Origin of the sequence: Streptomyces sp. NBC_01571, assembly GCF_026339875.1 — a bacterium.
Taxonomy (GTDB): Bacteria; Actinomycetota; Actinomycetes; order Streptomycetales; family Streptomycetaceae; genus Streptomyces.
The window spans coordinates 4,639,918-4,656,144 of record NZ_JAPEPZ010000001.1 but is presented as its reverse complement, the minus strand read 5'-3'; the positions used below and the strand labels follow the sequence as shown (position 1 = coordinate 4,656,144).

General features: G+C 71.2%; 14 protein-coding genes. 10 read left to right on the top strand and 4 right to left on the bottom strand.

Annotation, left to right across the window (positions count from 1 at the left end; genetic code table 11):
- The first annotated feature begins 203 nt into the window (after nucleotides 1–203).
- Both OHB41_RS20795 and OHB41_RS20790 read left to right on the top strand, forming a co-directional pair.
- Nucleotides 204–848 carry a TetR/AcrR family transcriptional regulator gene (locus tag OHB41_RS20795; RefSeq protein ID WP_266699726.1) on the top strand — a complete coding sequence of 215 codons (645 nt, stop codon included), beginning with the start codon at nucleotides 204–206 and terminating at the stop codon, nucleotides 846–848.
- A gap of 268 nt (nucleotides 849–1,116) precedes the next feature.
- Nucleotides 1,117–2,661, top strand: coding sequence for an MFS transporter (locus tag OHB41_RS20790; protein WP_266699725.1), 1,545 nt, complete (start codon nucleotides 1,117–1,119; stop codon nucleotides 2,659–2,661).
- A 140-nt stretch (nucleotides 2,662–2,801) separates the two neighbouring features.
- On the opposite strand, the gene OHB41_RS20785 is transcribed toward OHB41_RS20790, so the two are convergent.
- Entirely contained in the window at nucleotides 2,802–3,311 is a 510-nt protein-coding gene (locus tag OHB41_RS20785; RefSeq protein WP_266699724.1) for a MarR family winged helix-turn-helix transcriptional regulator, read from the bottom strand.
- Between the two features lie 128 nt (nucleotides 3,312–3,439).
- On the opposite strand from OHB41_RS20785, the gene OHB41_RS20780 reads away from it, so the two are divergent.
- Entirely contained in the window at nucleotides 3,440–4,252 is an 813-nt protein-coding gene (locus tag OHB41_RS20780; protein ID WP_266699723.1) for a dioxygenase family protein, read from the top strand.
- A gap of 78 nt (nucleotides 4,253–4,330) precedes the next feature.
- On the opposite strand, the gene OHB41_RS20775 is transcribed toward OHB41_RS20780, so the two are convergent.
- Nucleotides 4,331–4,876 (bottom strand): GNAT family N-acetyltransferase, encoded by a 546-nt coding sequence (locus OHB41_RS20775; protein WP_266699722.1) that lies wholly within the window; start codon nucleotides 4,874–4,876, stop codon nucleotides 4,331–4,333.
- A 209-nt stretch (nucleotides 4,877–5,085) separates the two neighbouring features.
- Here OHB41_RS20775 and OHB41_RS20770 point away from each other — a divergent pair, with 209 nt between their 5' ends.
- Together OHB41_RS20770 and OHB41_RS20765 are read left to right on the top strand one after the other, a co-directional pair.
- The gene (locus tag OHB41_RS20770; RefSeq protein WP_266699721.1) at nucleotides 5,086–6,087 is read left to right on the top strand and encodes a sigma-70 family RNA polymerase sigma factor; all 1,002 of its coding nucleotides are present in this window, start codon (nucleotides 5,086–5,088) and stop codon (nucleotides 6,085–6,087) included.
- Nucleotides 6,088–6,691: 604 nt separating this feature from the next.
- Nucleotides 6,692–7,609: a TetR family transcriptional regulator gene (locus OHB41_RS20765; protein ID WP_526024942.1), complete on the top strand. Its 918-nt coding sequence runs from the start codon at nucleotides 6,692–6,694 to the stop codon at nucleotides 7,607–7,609.
- Nucleotides 7,610–7,694: 85 nt separating this feature from the next.
- On the opposite strand, the gene OHB41_RS20760 is transcribed toward OHB41_RS20765, so the two are convergent.
- Entirely contained in the window at nucleotides 7,695–8,687 is a 993-nt protein-coding gene (locus OHB41_RS20760) for a helix-turn-helix transcriptional regulator (protein WP_266699720.1), read from the bottom strand.
- Between the two features lie 62 nt (nucleotides 8,688–8,749).
- On the opposite strand from OHB41_RS20760, the gene OHB41_RS20755 reads away from it, so the two are divergent.
- The 5 genes from OHB41_RS20755 to OHB41_RS20735 all read left to right on the top strand — a co-directional run bounded on the left by OHB41_RS20755 (nucleotide 8,750) and on the right by OHB41_RS20735 (nucleotide 15,227).
- Complete coding sequence (locus tag OHB41_RS20755) at nucleotides 8,750–10,369, top strand: MFS transporter (RefSeq protein WP_266699719.1); 1,620 nt, start codon at nucleotides 8,750–8,752, stop codon at nucleotides 10,367–10,369.
- Nucleotides 10,370–10,667: 298 nt separating this feature from the next.
- Nucleotides 10,668–11,429, top strand: coding sequence for a DeoR/GlpR family DNA-binding transcription regulator (locus OHB41_RS20750; protein ID WP_266699718.1), 762 nt, complete (start codon nucleotides 10,668–10,670; stop codon nucleotides 11,427–11,429).
- Nucleotides 11,426–12,379: a 1-phosphofructokinase gene (pfkB, locus tag OHB41_RS20745; protein WP_266699717.1), complete on the top strand. Its 954-nt coding sequence runs from the start codon at nucleotides 11,426–11,428 to the stop codon at nucleotides 12,377–12,379. The genes OHB41_RS20750 and pfkB overlap by 4 nt, the downstream gene beginning before the upstream one ends.
- Before the next feature lie 349 nt (nucleotides 12,380–12,728).
- Nucleotides 12,729–14,828 carry a PTS fructose transporter subunit IIABC gene (locus OHB41_RS20740; RefSeq protein ID WP_266699716.1) on the top strand — a complete coding sequence of 700 codons (2,100 nt, stop codon included), beginning with the start codon at nucleotides 12,729–12,731 and terminating at the stop codon, nucleotides 14,826–14,828.
- Nucleotides 14,829–14,969: 141 nt separating this feature from the next.
- On the top strand, nucleotides 14,970–15,227 hold the full coding sequence (locus tag OHB41_RS20735; protein WP_266699715.1) for a hypothetical protein: 258 nt from the start codon (nucleotides 14,970–14,972) through the stop codon (nucleotides 15,225–15,227).
- A 145-nt stretch (nucleotides 15,228–15,372) separates the two neighbouring features.
- On the opposite strand, the gene OHB41_RS20730 is transcribed toward OHB41_RS20735, so the two are convergent.
- Entirely contained in the window at nucleotides 15,373–16,122 is a 750-nt protein-coding gene (locus OHB41_RS20730) for a DUF6227 family protein (RefSeq protein WP_266699714.1), read from the bottom strand.
- Nucleotides 16,123–16,227 lie beyond the last annotated feature (105 nt).

The following is a 16,227-nucleotide window of genomic DNA, read 5'->3' as shown; positions in this document are numbered from 1 at the left end:
GTCGACGGATGCGCGGGTGCTCGCTGGAAGAGCCCGATCGTGGGTTTCTCGGCGAGGAAGATGTGACGCGGGTCACAGGAAGTGGGCGGGGGTCGGGGAAATAACCGGGGATGGTTTCCCCGTTTGGCATAGGTGTCCGAGTGAAACGGGGAGGGAATCCCCGGATCGCACCAGAGCCTTCACCTACTTCCGAGGAGCACGCCGTGGAGACCGCCACCCCCGTGAAGCGTCGGATGCCCCGGCCCCGAGCCGATGCGCTGCGCAACCGGGAGCGGATCGTCGCCGCCGCGCGCGAGATGTTCGTCGAGTTCGGCCCCGACGTGCCGTTCGACGAGATCGCCCGCCGCGCCGGTGTCGGCAACGCCACGGTGTACCGCAACTTCCCCGACCGCGACGCGCTCGCGCGGGAGGTCGTCTGCTCGGTCATGGACCGCACGTCCGAGTGGATCGAGGCGGCACTCGTCGAGGGCGGCGACGCCTTCGACGCGCTGAGCCGCTTCGTGCACTTCTCGGCGGACGAGCGGATCGGCGCCCTGTGCCCCATGCTCTCCGCGGCCTTCGACCAGAACCATCCGGATCTGTACGCGGCGCGCGAACGGACCATGGACCTGATCGAAGCGCTGATGAGGCGTGCCCGCGAGGCCGGCCAGTTGCGCTCCGACGTGGAGTCCGGTGACCTGATGGTCGCCGTCAGCCAGCTCACCCGGCCGTTGCCCGGCACCGCGTGTCAGGGCATCGACCGGTTCGTACACCGTCATCTGCAGCTGTTCCTGGACGGTCTGCGGGCACCGGCCCGCTCCGTACTGCCCGGAGTGGCGGCCACCGTGGAGGGCCTGCGAACCGCCTGACCGACCAGACCCGAGCGATGAGTCCGGTGCGAGGCGCCGGTCCATGGCCCGACAGCCAGCCCGTAGCCGTAGTCCCGACCCGTAACCCGTAGTCCATAACCCGTAATCCGCAGTCCGTACCTTGTGATCCGTGCACGGCTTCCGGACCGCGGGTGCCGGACGTCGGACTCCGGACCCCGGACTCCCCAAAGCCTTCGGCCGTCGACGAGGACGAGCCGTCTCTTTCCCTCACCTTTTTTCACTGCGAAGTACCGGAGTGGGTATCCCCATGTCTTCATCAGCAACACCGACAGCGACGGCGGCGGAAGCGGCCGACGCGCATTCCAACCGCTGGAAGGCCCTCGCCTTCATCGCGCTCGCCCAGCTGATGGTCGTCCTCGACGCGACCATCGTGAACATCGCGCTGCCTTCCGCCCAGCGTGACCTGGGGATATCGGACGGCAACCGGCAGTGGGTCATCACGGCCTACGCCCTGGCCTTCGGCGGCCTGCTCCTCTTCGGCGGCCGCATCGCCGACCTGTGGGGCCGCAAGCGCACCTTCGTCACCGGCCTGATCGGCTTCGCCGGCGCCTCCGCCCTCGGCGGCGCCGCACAGGGCGAGGCCCTCCTGCTCGGGGCCCGCGCCCTTCAGGGCGCGTTCGGCGCGCTGCTCGCGCCCGCCGCGCTCTCCCTGCTCGCCGTGATGTTCACGGACGCCAAGGAGCGCGCCAAGGCCTTCGGCATCTACGGTGCGATCGCCGGTGGCGGCGGTGCCGTGGGTCTGATCCTGGGCGGTTTCCTCACCGAGTACCTGAACTGGCGCTGGACGTTCTTCGTGAACATCCCGTTCGCGATCGTCGCCGCCCTCGGCGCGTACTTCGTCATCCGTGAGCCGGCCGGCGGCCGCAACCGCTCGCCGCTCGACATCCCGGGCGTCGTCCTGTCCACCCTCGGTCTGGTCTCCCTCGTCTACGGCTTCACCCGCGCCGAGTCGGCGGGCTGGAGCGACTCCAGCACGATCGGCCTGTTCGTCGCCTCGGCGGTGCTGCTCGCCTCCTTCGTCCTCGTCGAGTCCAAGGTCAAGGCTCCGCTGCTGCCCCTGCGCGTGATCACCGAGCGCAACCGCGGCGGTGTCTACCTCTCGCTCGGTCTCGCGATCATCGCGATGTTCGGCCTGTTCCTCTTCCTTACCTACTACCTGCAGATCGTGAAGGGCTACTCGCCGGTCAAGACCGGCTTCGCCTTCCTGCCGATGATCGCGGGCATGATCACGGGCTCCACGCAGATCGGTGCCCGCCTGATGACCCGGGTCCCGCCCCGGCTGCTGATGGCCCCCGGTTTCCTGACCGCCGCGATCGGCATGCTCCTGCTGACCCAGATGGAGATCGGTTCCTCGTACGCCGGTCTGCTGCTCCCGGCCCAGCTGCTGCTCGGCCTCGGCATGGGTACGGCGTTCATGCCGGCCATGTCCCTGGCCACGTACGGTGTCCAGCCGCAGGACGCCGGTGTCGCTTCCGCGATGGTCAACACCTCGCAGCAGGTCGGCGGCGCGATCGGTACGGCGCTGCTGAACACGATCGCCGCCTCGGCGACCACGTCGTACATCGCGGACCACATCGGTGGTGCCGCCTCCAAGCCGCAGCAGCAGCTGGTCCAGCTGCAAGGGCTGGTGAACGGTTACACCAACGCGATCTGGTTCGCCGTCGGCATCCTGGTGCTCGCCTCCGCGATCGCCGTGACCCTCGTCAACACCGGCCGTCCGGACATGTCCTCGACGGCGGGCTCGGGTGAGGGCGCCGAGGACGAGATCAAGGTGCCGGTAATCGCCCACTGATCACCCGTGGCGCGGGTACTTCGCGTACGGGCGCGGGGTGGGGACGCCTCGCCCGTACGAATCCCAGGGTCCGCCCCGGTTCCGACTTCGTCGGAGCCGGGGCGGACCCGCGTCCGGGGGCCGGCGCACCCGGCGGAGCGCTACCGCAGCCAGGGCAGATCCGCGCCCGCGTCCTTCGGCTGGAGTCCCTCGGCGATGACGCGCATGGCGTCGCCGAGGGACTTGTGCTGTTCGGGGGTGAGCCGGTCGAAGAAGGCCTGGCGCACGGCGCTGACATGGCCCGGGGCCGCCTTGCGCAGCATCGCGTAGCCCTCGTCGGTGAGCACCGCGAACTGCCCGCGCTTGTCGGAGGGGCAGTCCTCCCGGCGCACCCACCCGCTCTTCTCCAGGCGGGCGATCGCGTGCGAGAGGCGGGAGCGGGTGATCTTGGCGTTCATCGCCAGCTCGGTCATCCGCAGGCGTCGGCGCGGAGCCTCCTCGAGTTGGACGAGCAGCCCGTAGTAGACGTGCGGCATGCCCGCGTCGCGCTGCAGCTGCCGGTCGAGGTGGTCCTCGAGGAGGGTGGCGGCGTGCATGTACGCACGCCAGGTGCGCTGTTCCTCGTCGGTGAGCCAGCGCGGCTCTTCAGCGGGTGCGGATGCCGTGTTCATGTACTCCACTGTACGAGCCTCTTCTTGAAGCTTAAACAAGTCGGGGGTAGAGTCGGGCAGGAGAGCTTGAGACTTCAAATAACGGGATGATCGGTCCTACGATGGAACCCCCGGAGGGAGTAGCCGCCATGTCTGTCGCCATGTCCGACGTCACCGAGGGGCGTGCCCCGCGGGAGCGCATGCCCGCCCTCTACCTCAGTCATGGCGCCCCGCCGCTGGCCGACGACCCGGTCTGGCCCGGCCAGCTGGCCGCCTGGTCCGCCGAACTGCCCCGCCCCAAGGCGATCCTGATGGTCTCCGCCCACTGGGAGGAGGCCCCGCTGGCCCTCGGCGCGGTGGAGACCGTGCCGCTCGTGTACGACTTCTGGGGCTTCCCCGAGCACTACTACCGGGTGCGATACGCGGCCCCCGGTGCCCCCCGGCTCGCCGAGTCCGTACGAAAGCTGCTGCGCGCACCCGGCGTCCCCGTCCAGGACATCCCGGACCGCGGCCTCGACCACGGTGCCTACGTGCCCCTGGTCGAGATGTTCCCCGAGGCCGACATCCCCGTCCTGCAGATCTCGATGCCGACCCTCGATCCGGTGAAGCTGATGGACATCGGCCGCAAGCTGGCCCCGCTCCGTGACGAAGGCGTCCTGATCGTCGGCTCCGGATTCTTCACGCACAATCTGGCGGCGCTGCGGCAGGGCGGCGTCCCGTCCTGGTCGGCCGAGTTCGACGACTGGGGTCACCGGGCCCTGGACGCCCACGACTGGGACTCCCTGCTCGACTTCACCCACAAGTCGCCGGCCGGTCTGCTGGCACACCCCCGTACCGAGCACTTCGCCCCGCTGTTCGTGACGATGGGCGCGGCGGACGCCACCGGCGAGCTCGACGGCCAGAAGTCCGTGATCGACGGCTTCTGGATGGGGCTGGCGAAGCGGTCGGTGCAGTTCGGCTGAGGTCCGGGCACCGGCGAGGCGGAGTCACCGGAGGGGCGGCGTCGGGTGGCGTCGGGGCCGAGCCAGGCAGCCGCCGGGTCAGAGCTCCTTCTCGTACCAGGCGACATCCCAGTAACGGCCGAACTTGCGGCCCACCTCCCGGTACGTGCCTACGTGCCGGAACCCGAGGCGTTCGTGCAGTCGCACGGACGCTTCGTTGGGTTGCGCGACGCCCGCGTAGGCGCGGTGCAGATCCTCGCCGGCCAGCGCCTCGAAGAGTGCCTCGTACAGGAGCGTGCCGATGCCGCGGCGGCCCGCGTCGGGGGCGAGGTAGACGGACACCTCGACCGAGGTGACGTAGGCGGCCTTCGGGCGGAAGCCACTGGAGGTGGCGTATCCCAGAATCCGCCCGCCCCCTGCTTCCGGATCCCCTGCTTCCGGGTCCGTGTCCGTGGCAACCATCAGGCGGTGCGGACCGTCTTCCAGGTGGGAGAGCAGCCACGGACGGCGGTCTTCCGGAGTGAGGGCCACCGTGTCGAAGGTGATCGGCGTCTCGCGCACGTAGTGGTTGTAGATCTCGGTGAGGCCGACGAGATCGCCCTCGACTCCGGCCCTGACCTGCACATCTGTACGTTCTGACGTCATCTGACCCCCTGCTGTGGCGGCACAGGGTACTGCATGATCAGAAAAATAGGGGAACGGGTTGGGAATTCTGTCCGGATTCCAGTCGTTGTTTCCTTCGGATGCCGGGCACTCGGGTGAGTGACCGAGCCGCCACCAGGATCCGCAAGCCCTCCCCCGAGCTCTCGGCCCCGGCTGGAGCAGGGGGAACCTCCATACGCAAGGGAGCACGCATGGCAACCCGTGCCGTCGCCCGTCGTCAGTCCGCCACCGGCGAGACCAGCGACGCGGCACGCAGTGTTCGCGCCGTAGGCGGCGAAATCGCCGACCGCGACCTGGTCGGCATGTACCTCGACGAGATCGCGCGCACACCCCTGCTCGACGCCGCCAAGGAAGTCGAGCTGTCCCAGACCATCGAGGCGGGTGTGTTCGCGCGGCAGATCATCGACGGCGAGGTGGATGCCCCCAAGGCGGACGCGACCCGTGAGGAACTAGAGGCGCTCATCGTCGAGGGCGAGCGGGCCAAGGACGTCTTCATCCGCTCGAACCTGCGGCTGGTCGTCGCGGTGGCGCGCCGCTACCCCCGCAGCGGCCTCCCGCTGCTGGACCTGATCCAGGAAGGGAACGCGGGCCTGGTGCGCGCGGTCGAGAAGTTCGACTACCGCAAGGGCTTCAAGTTCTCGACGTACGCGACGTGGTGGATCCGTCAGGCCATCACCCGGTCCATAGCCGACCAGTCACGCACGATCCGTCTCCCCGTGCACCTCGTCGAGGAGCTGGGCCGGATCCGCCGTGTGCAGCGCGAGTTCAACCGGAAGAACGGCCGGGAGCCCGAGCACGCGGAGATCGCCGCCGAGCTCGACTCGACCCCGGCGCGCGTCGGTGACGTGCTGGACTGGGCCCGCGACCCGGTCTCGCTGAACATGGCGGTGGACGACGACGGCGACACCCAGTTCGGTGACCTCCTGGAGGACACCTCCGCCGTCTCGCCGGAGCAGTCGGTCCTGACGCTGCTGCGCAGCGAGGAACTGGACGACCTCATCGGCCGCCTCGACCAGCGCACGGCCTCGATCATCAAGATGCGGTACGGCATCGACGACGGCCGCGAGCGCACGCTCACCGAGGTGGGCAAGGAGCACGGCCTCACCCGTGAGCGCATCCGCCAGATCGAGAAGCACGCGCTGCTCGAGCTGAAGAAGCTGGCTCGCGACACGGGCTTCGACGCGGCGGCGTGACGAGGGTCCGCGTGACGGGGGCGGTGTGACGGGGCCGACGTGACGAGGGCGACGTAATGAGTACGTGCGGTTCGCGCGGTTCGTGCGGTTCATACCGTTCCGGTCCGCGTATGGTTCGTAGGGATCCGAAGCACCCGTCCGGTCCGTCCGGGCGGGGCGGCCGATCCGTAACCGCTTGAGGTCGGCCATAACTCGACCGGACATGGCCATGTAACGCCGCTTCAAAACGCTGAGCTCTGGGCACAAGACCTCAGGGCCCAGGGTTCAGGGTCCCGGGGCGCAGGCCCCAGACCCCCCAGAACCGAGTCCCGACGCACTCCCCCCCCCGCGCCGGGACTCTTCCAGAGCCGAGCTTCGGCGCCTTCCCCCCCTGGCGCCGGGGCTCGGCTCCATTTTGTCGTCGTGCGGGGTCTTGCGCCGTCTTCGCGGGCGGGGCCTTCGTGCGGGGCATTCGCTCGGCTGTACGGGGCCTTCGCTCGGCGCGGTCGTCGGGGGAAGGCGGCGCGGGCGGGTCGGATTCGGGCAGGCCGACGGGCCACCCCGTACCTGAACCCCGGGGTGACCCGGATGGCAGAGTCTGCCACAGAGGCATAACCTGCCGACCGTGACCGGTACCGAACGCACGGCCCGCCCCGCCGTCCGTGCCTCTGCCGCCCACGCAGGGAACTCCCCGTCGCGCGGCACCAGCATCAACGCGAGCTCCGGCCCTGGTGCCGGTACCCGCACCGATACCGGACCGGGCGTCGGCACCGGTGCGGGCGCGGGTGCCGGTCTGTCGCTGACCGAGCGGCGGAAGGCCGCCACCCGGATGGAGATCGCCCGCGCCGCGGCGGAACTCTTCATGAAGCACGGCCTGCGGGCCACCCGCGCCGAGGACATCGCCCGCGCCGCCGGGGTCGCGCCGCGCACCTTCTACCGCTACTTCGCCGGCAAGGAGGAGGCCCTCGGCCCGCTCTTCGCCGCGGGCGTCGAGAAGTGGGCCGAGGCCGTACGCGACGCCCCGGCCGGCCTGTCCGTCCTCGACGCGCTGCGCCACGCCGTCGTCCGGACCCTCACACCCGGTGTCGGCGTGCGGCCGGAGTCCATGGAATGGGCCCGCTCCCTCCTCCGCCTGGCCGACGGGAGCCCCGCCCTGCTCAGAGTGTGGGGCGAGGCGTGCCAGGGGGCGGAACGGACCCTGGAGGGGGTGCTGGCGGCGCGGCTTTCCCAGCGGGGTGGTGCCGCGGGTGGTGCCGCGGGTGGTGGTGCGCCGGGTGGCGAGGAGCCGGGTGGGGATGCGCCGGACAGCGGTGTCGCAGGCGGTGATGGTGCCGATCGCGCCGGCGCGGCGAGTGATGCCGGGGCGGGGCGCGTGACGGCTTCCGGAATCCGGCTCAGTGCCGCGGTCGCCGGCGCGGCGGTGCGCGTCGCGGTGGAGACCTGGGCCGCGGGGGACGACCCGGCGGACGGCCCCGCCGGACCGGTACCGCGCGCGCTGAGCCACCTCGAAGCGCTGCGTGACTTTCCCTGGGGCACCGCCTGAACGCGCGCCGCCACGACGGAGCGGCGGATCGGCGCCTGCGGATGCGCACCGCCGGGATCGGCACGGCGGCGTACCTCGGCGTGCGTCACCCGATCACGGTGCCGAAGCCTTCCGTACCGCCCGTCGCCCGCGTCAGACGCTCGCCCAACTCCCGTATGTAGCCGACCAGTTCCGGCGGCCGATGGACCGTGAACTCGCAGTCGACCAGGGCGATCCGCACGGCCAGCCACTCCACCGAGTCACCGGCGGAGGTCCGCAGCCGGCAGCTGTGCTCGTCGATCGGTTCGGGCGCGCCGAGCCAGTTGGGCAGCCGGGCCGCGACGAACGCCGCGGGCGCGGCGAAGGTGACCTCGAAGTCGTACGTCTCCTGACGCCGGTACATCGACCGCCGCAGATACTCCGCGGCGCTTCCCGTCGGCAGCTCGCGCGCTGTGAAACGGACGCCCGTCGCGAAGGGTTCGGTGATGCGGTCGACGCGGAACGTGCGCCAGTCGGCGCGGTCGAGGTCGTACGCCACCAGGTACCAGCGACGGCCGGTGGAGACGAGCCGGTAGGGCTCGGCCTGCCGCCGCGACGGTGTGCCGTCCCCGGAGCGGTAGGCGAACCGCAGCCGCTCGCGGCCGGCCACCGACGAGGCGATCACGGTCAGTGTCTCGGGTGCGATGCTCGGCCCGTCCCCGCTGGTCAGCGGGGTGGTCGCGGCCTGCAGGGTGGACACGCGGTGCCGTAGCCGGGACGGCAGCACCTGCTCCAGTTTGGCGAGGGCCCGTACGGAGGCCTCGTCCACGCCCTCGACCGCGTGCCCGGCGCCCGCCCGCAGGCCCACCGCGATGGCCACCGCCTCCTCGTCGTCGAGCACCAGCGGGGGCATCGCCTTGCCCGCCACCAGCCGGTACCCGCCGTCGGCGCCCTTCGTCGCCTGCACCGGATACCCCAGCTCGCGGAGCCGGTCGATGTCGCGGCGGACGGTACGCCGGGACACCCCGAGCCGTTCGGACAGCTCACCGCCGGGCCACTCGCGGGGCGTCTGGAGGAGGGAGAGCAGCTGGAGAAGCCGGGCCGGCGTGTCCGTCGTCATGTTTCCCAGAGTGCCGCACGTCTAGGACATGAACTGACCTAATGGGGGCCTACCTTCTTCTCATGACCTCCACCGACACCCCTCCCAGCGGCGCGGCCGTGCAGGCGCACGGCTCGGCCGCCGCGGCCGACCGGCGGCGCTGGATCGCCCTGGCCATCGTGATGACCGCGGCCTTCATGGACCTCGTCGACGTCACGATCGTCAACATCGCCATCCCGTCGATCCAGCGGGACGAGGGCGCCTCGTTCAGCCAGATCCAGTGGATCACGGCCGGCTACGCGCTGGCCTTCGCCGCCGGCCTCATCACGGGCGGACGGCTCGGCGACATCCACGGCCGCAAGCGGGTCTTCCTCCTCGGCATAGGCGGATTCACGGTCGCCTCGGCACTGTGCGGCTTCGCCGCGAACCCGGAGATGCTCGTCGCCTCGCGGATCCTGCAGGGCGGCATGGCCGCGATGATGGTGCCGCAGGTGCTGTCGATCGTGCACGCCACCTTCCCGGCGCACGAGCGGGGGAAGGTCTTCGGTCTCTTCGGCGCGATCATCGGTCTGGGAGCCGTGTCCGGTCCACTCCTCGGCGCGCTGCTCACCGAGTGGAACCTGTTCGGCCTGGAGTGGCGGCCGATCTTCCTCATCAACCTGCCGGTGGGTGTCGCCGCGCTGATCCTGGGACGGCGCTTCATCAGCGAGTCCAAGGCGCCGAAAGCCCTCAAGCTCGACCTCGTCGGTGTGGCTCTCGTGACGCTGGCCCTGCTGATGCTGCTCTACCCGCTGACCCGCGGGCGCGAGCTGGGCTGGCCGCTGTGGGGGTACGCGTCGATGGCCGGCTCCCTCGTCGTCTTCGCGGCGCTGGTGGCGTACGAGAAGCGCAAGGCCGCGCGGGACGGTTCGCCGCTGGTCGAGCTGTCGCTGTTCAAGGTGAAGAGCTTCGCCGCGGGCATCGCCGTACAGACCGTCTTCGGGGTCGGCCTCGGCATCTTCTTCCTGGTCTGGACGCTGTACATGCAGGTCGGTCTGGGCTGGACCCCGCTGCGGGCGGGGCTGACCGGGGTGCCGTTCTCGATCGCGGTCTCGGCCGCGGCCGGTATGTCGGTGCAGCTGCTCGTCCCGCGCTTCGGGCGCAAGGTGCTCCAGGCGGGCGCGCTGATCATGGCGGTGGGCGTACTGCTCTACATCTGGGAGGCCGGCCGGTACGGCATGTCCATCGCCTCCTGGCAGATGGCCCTTCCGCTGGTCGTGATGGGCGCGGGCATGGGCTTCATCGTGGCCCCGCTGACCGACGCGGTGCTGTCGGAGGTTCCGCGCGAGCACTCCGGTTCGGCGTCCGGGCTCATCAACACCGTGCAGCAGATGGGCAACGCGCTCGGCCTCGGGCTGGTCTCGGTGGTCTTCTTCGGCCAGATCGCCGACCGGCTCACCCTGGTCCAGGTGGGCCCGGCCTTCGTGGACGCCTTCCAGTACGCGCTGGGCTGGGTCGTGGCGGTCATGGCGGTCATCTTCCTCCTGATGTTCGCGCTGCCGAAGCGGCCGGCGCAGCATGTGGAGGGGGCGGGGGAGGAGTCCGCCGAGGAGGGGTCCGCCGGGGAGGAGTCCCCGTCCGCGGGGCGGGACGGTGTGCAGGACAGTGTGCGTTCGTCGGAGGACGCCGAGGTGTCCGACGGTGGGCCGGTGCTGATGGGCTGATCTCCCGAGGTTCGACAGCGAGCGGCCCGAGGGGCCGGTGCCCCCAGGTCACGTGCCCGTTCTCCGTCCGCGGAGGGCGGGCACCGGCCGTTCGCGCGGGCGGGCCCGGCGGTTCCGGTGGCGTGGGCGGTCCGGAGGCGGGTGCGGGGATCGATCAGGTCCGCTCTCGGGACGCCTCTGAGAAGCGTCGATGCCTGTTTGTGTCCGTCCCGCGTCCGAACCTGTTTACTTTCCGGAAATCCGGGCGTAGCCTCCGACTGAAACCACAGATTCGGGCATCGGTCGGAGGCGAACGGACATGTACGCACCGGAGCGGCAGCAGGAGATCCTCCGGCTGGCTCGTGACGGCGGACGGGTGGACGTGCTGTCGCTGGCCGAGGAGTTCCAGGTGACCGCGGAGACCATCCGGCGTGACCTGAAGGCCCTCGACCGCGCGGGTCTCGTGCGGCGGGTGCACGGCGGTGCCATACCCGCCGGGCGCCTGGACTTCGAGCCCGATCTCGCGGAGCGCGAGTCCACCGCGGCCGACGAGAAGGACCGCATCGCCCTGGCCGCCGTCGCCGAACTGCCCGGCGAGGGCACGGTGATCCTCGACGCCGGCAGCACGATCGCCCGCCTAGCCGGCGACCTCCCGCTGGAGGCGACGCTCACCGTCGTCACCCACAGTCTGCCGATCGCGGCCCGCCTCGCGGACCATCCCGGCATCCAGCTCCACCTGGTCGGCGGACGCGTCCGGCACCGTACGCGCGCCGCCGTGGACGCCTGGGCGCTGCGGGCGTACGGCGAGATCCGCGCCGACGTCCTGTTCATCGCCGCCAACGGCTTCTCCGTCGAGCACGGACTGACCACCCCCGACCTCGCCGAGGCCGCCGTGAAGCGCGCGGCCGTCCAGGCGGCGCGCCGGGTGGTGCTGCTCGCCGACTCCTCCAAGCACGGCCAGGAGCACTTCGCCCGCTTCGGCGACCTGAGCGACGTGGACCTGCTGATCACCGACACCGGTCTGAGCCCAGAAGACGCCGCCGACATCGAGCGCGGTGGCACGGAAGTAGTACGCGCATGATCCTCACCGTCACCCCGAACCCCTCCCTCGACCGCACGTACGAGGTCCCCTCGCTGGACCGCGGCGAGGTCAACCGGGCCACCGGTGAGCGCATGGACCCGGGCGGCAAGGGCGTGAACGTCTCTCGCGCGGTCGCCGCGGCCGGGCGGCGCACGATCGCCGTACTGCCCCTGGGCGGCGCGCCCGGCGCACTCGTCGCCGAGCTGCTGGACGCGCAGGGCATCGAGGTCGCCCCGGTCCCGGTCGCGGGAGCCACCCGGTCGAACATCTCGGTCGCCGAACCCGACGGCACCCTCACGAAGATCAACGCGCCCGGCCCCGAACTCTCTCCCGCCGAGGCCGAGTCGCTGCTGGAGACGGTGCGCCGGCAGTACCGTTCCGGCGACACCGACTGGATCACCTGCTGCGGCAGCCTGCCGCGCGGACTCGGTCCCTCCTGGTACGCCGACCTCGTCGCCCGCGCCCACGCGGCAGGTGCCCGGATCGCCCTGGACACCTCGGGGCCGGCGCTGCTCGCGGCGTTGCGCGAGCAGCCCGACGTGGTGAAGCCCAACGCCGAGGAGCTCGCGGAAGCCGTCGGGCGCCCCCTGACCACCGTGGGCGACGCGATCAAGGCCGCCGAGGAACTGCGCGAGATGGGCGCGGGCGCCGTGCTCGCGAGCCTCGGCGCGGACGGGCAGTTGCTCGTGGACGCCTCGGGAGCCTGGTTCGGCAGCGCCCGGGTGGACGCCGTACGCAGCAACGTGGGCGCCGGTGACTCCTCGCTCGCCGGATTCCTGATCGCCGGCGGCCGTGGCCCGGAAGCCCTCGCCTCCGCCGTCGCCCACGGTGCCGCTGCCGTGCAGCTGCCCGGCAGCGTCATGCCGGGACCGGCCGATCTCGACCCCTCCGGCGTGACCGTCACGACGGAGATCCCCGTGGACCGCGTCCTCACGGAGCCGGTGTCATGACGGGCACCGCCGCCACGAGCGCGGCCGCGCGCCGGGACGCGCTCCCCGGGCCGGCCCCGGAGACGTCGAGCCGCCGCGGTCCGGTCCCGAAGGCGCCTCCCGAACGGGCGCTGAAGTGGCGGGACTTCCCCGGTCCCACCCACGGCACCGGCCTCGCGGATCACGCGGATCACACGGATCACGCAGTTCTCGCAGGTCCCCCAGACCCGGCAGATCCCGCCATCCCCGCACCTACGGAGTTCTCCGCGTGCGGCACCACCGTCCTCACCCCCGTCCTCACCCCCGTCCTCACCCCTGTCCCCACCCCCGCCCACTCCCCACGGGCGATACGCGTGCAAAGGAGCCCGCGATGAGCGAGATGATCACCGCGGACCTGGTCGATCTCGACCTGTCCGCCGAGACCAAAGAGGCGGCGGCACGCGCCCTCGCCGAGCGCATGGTTGCCAAGGGCCGGGTCACCGACCTGGACGGCTTCCTCGCCGACGTGGCCGCCCGGGAGGCGCAGATGCCGACCGGTCTCGACGGCGGCATCGGCATCCCGCACTGCCGGAGCGAACACGTCACCGAGCCGACGCTCGCCTTCGGACGCAGTGCCGCCGGGATCGACTTCGGGGCGCCGGACGGGCCCGCCGACCTGATCTTCCTGATCGCCGCTCCGGCGGGCGCCGACGACGCGCATCTGACGATCCTGTCGTCGCTGGCCCGCCAGCTCATGAACGCCGAGTTCACCTCCGCGCTGCGGGCCGTGGACGACGCGACGGCAGCCGCCGCGCTCATCCGCGGCGAGGAGTCCCCGGCGGCCACGGCTGCCGGCACGGCCGCGTCCCCGGCAACGACCGAGGAGACCGAAGCCACCGAGGGGGCCGAGGCGGCCGAGGGTTCCCAGGACTCCGTGGCGGTGTCGGCGGCGGCCTCCGCCGACACCGCCACGGGCACCACCGGCGAGCGTCCGTTCCGGATCGTCGCCGTCACCTCCTGCCCCACCGGTATCGCGCACACCTACATGGCGGCCGAGTCGCTGGAGAACGCGGGCCGCGCGGCGGGCGTCGAACTCGTCGTCGAGACACAGGGCTCGGCCGGATTCACCCGGCTCGACCCGGCGGTCATCGCGGCCGCGGACGGCGTGATCTTCGCGCACGACGTGCCCGTACGGGACAAGGACCGGTTCGCCGGGAAGCCGACCGTGGACGTCGGTGTGAAGGCGGGCATCAACCGGCCCACCGAGCTGATCTCCGAGGTCCGCGGCAAGGCGGAGCGCGGCGAGGTCACCGCGGGCACCGCACCGGGCACGCCGATGGAGCGCGCCGGAACCTCCGGTGAGGGCTACGGCACCATGCTCCGCAAGTGGCTGATGTCCGGTGTGAGTTACATGGTCCCGTTCGTCGCGGCCGGCGGTCTGCTGATCGCCCTCGGGTTCGCGATCGGCGGCTACCAGATCAACAAGGCGCCGTCGGTGATGGACCACTTCGTGTGGACCCAGGCGGACAGCTGGGGCGCGCTGCTCTTCCAGATCGGCGGCGTCTCCTTCGGGTTCCTCGTCCCGGTGCTGGCGGGCTACATCGCGTACGGCATGGCGGACCGGCCGGGTCTCGTGCCCGGCTTCGTCGGCGGGGCGATCTCCCTCACCATCAACGCCGGCTTCCTCGGCGGCCTGGCCGCCGGTCTCCTCGCCGGTGGTGTGGTGATCGGGATCCAGAAGGTGAGGATCCCGGCGGCCCTGCGCGGCATCATGCCGGTGGTGGTGATCCCGCTGATCTCCGCGGCGATCGTCGGGTTCCTGATGTTCGTGGTCATCGGCAAGCCCATCGCCTCCGCGCAGAAGGGCATGACCGACTGGCTCAACGGCCTCACCGGCTCCAACGCGGTCCTGCTCGGCGCGCTGCTCGGCCTGATGATGTGCTTCGACCTCGGCGGCCCGGTCAACAAGGTCGCGTACACCTTCGCCACCGCCGGTATCGCGGTCGCGAGCCCCAGCGACTCGGCCATGAAGATCATGGCGGCCGTGATGGCGGCCGGTATGGTCCCGCCGCTCGCCATGGCCCTCGCCACGACGGTGCGCGGCCGGCTCTTCACCCAGACCGAGCGCGAGAACGGCAAGGCGGCCTGGGTCCTGGGCGCCTCCTTCATCTCGGAGGGCGCGATCCCGTTCGCGGCCGCCGACCCGCTGCGCGTCATTCCCTCCGCCATGGCGGGCGGCGCGGTCACCGGAGCCCTGTCGATGATCTTCGGCGCCACGCTGCGGGCCCCGCACGGTGGCATCTTCGTGGTCCCGCTGATCGGCAACCCGTTCCTCTACCTGATCGCGATCGCGGCCGGCGTCTGTGTCACCACCGCGCTGGTGGTCGTCCTGAAGGGCATGCGGAAGCAGGCTTCCGCCGACGCGGGCGCGGGTGTCGCGGACGCTCCCATAGCGGCGAAGGCCGATACCACGGAGCCGGTCGCGGCCTGAGACGCGCCGCCTTCCGCCCGCCCGATTGGTGCGGTGGTGAGCCGTTCACCGCACCTGTGAGAGATCAGCCCCCTTCGGGGCATCTGCGATATACGTCACGGTCCGGGGTCAAGCCCCGGACCGTGGTGTCTACTGGTGCGTATGCCTGAGCATGTATCGATCTCCCAGCTGATCGGCGTGGCGGTCCTCGCCCTCCTGACCGTCGTCTGGGCCATCGGTCTGATCCGTCTGGTGCGCCGGGCCCGCGCCGCGGGCGTCCTGCGGCCCCGCGGAGCCGTGCTGCGGGCGATACCCCACCAGCGGCGCTCCGGCCCCGTCGCCGAGTCCGTCGAGCTCACCCCCGAGGAGCGCGCCGCGTTCGCGGGCCTGGTACGGCAGTTCAGCGACAGCCGCCCGTAGAAGGCGTGCTCCGCGGCGCCGGCCCGCAACGGCGTCCCCTGCGACACCGGGCCACATCCGCACCGAGTCCTGTCAGTCCAGTGGTATCGGCCGCCGCGTCGGGTCGGTCCAGTGGTGTCGGCCGAGTCGTCTTGGCCGAGTCGTGTCAGCCGAGTCGCGCTGCCCGGCGTTCCATCGCGGCGCGGGCCGCTTCCTCCGTCGGGTAGACCTCGCACATGTGCCGACCGTCCGGCGTCGCCGTGTGCTCGACCTCCCACAGGGAGATCTCCCCGCCGTCGCGGAGCAGGAACGCGTGCTCGTAGAGCGAGAAGCACAGGCCCACCTGGCCTGCCCGGCAGGGGCGGCCGAAGGCCTGGGTGATCTGGTGCGCGAACGCGGTCCGCAGCAACAGCGACGCCAGGTCGGGACCCGGCCGGTCCGCGTTCTCCGCGCGCCGCAGCAGACGCCGCGCGTGGTCCGCCGAGTCGTCGGGCACGTACGCGTGCCGCGGCTCGGGGATCGGCGACAGACTGTCCATCACCGGCAGCTCGAAGTCCGGCGCGTCCGGCGGCAGCGGCAGCCGCGCCGTGGCCGCGCGCAGCTCCTCCTCGTCGACGTACACCTCGTGCTGCGGAGCGCTTCCCGGCGCCGTGTTGTGCACGAGCTCCCACAGCGTGACCGCGGAGCCGTCGGCGAGCAGCCAGGTGTGCCGGTACGTCTCGCGGTGCAGCCCCGCGCTGTGGTGCGCGGAGTGCAGCGAACTGTCGTGCGCCAGCGCGCAGTCGAGCCGGCGTATCGCCTCGTCGGGCAGTTCGAAGGAGTTCAGGGCACGGCCGAGGAGTCGCGCGAGGTGCTCCTCCGGAGACTCGGGCGACTCGGGTGGTTCGTACGCTGCTGTCTCGTACGGAACGCTCAAGGTTTCTCCCGGCGTTGCTGCATGTCACCTTGTGGGTGCATACCGTAGCCCCTCGGTCCGACATCATTCCTGGGAACCGAGAAAACGTACGGACACAAAAACGAG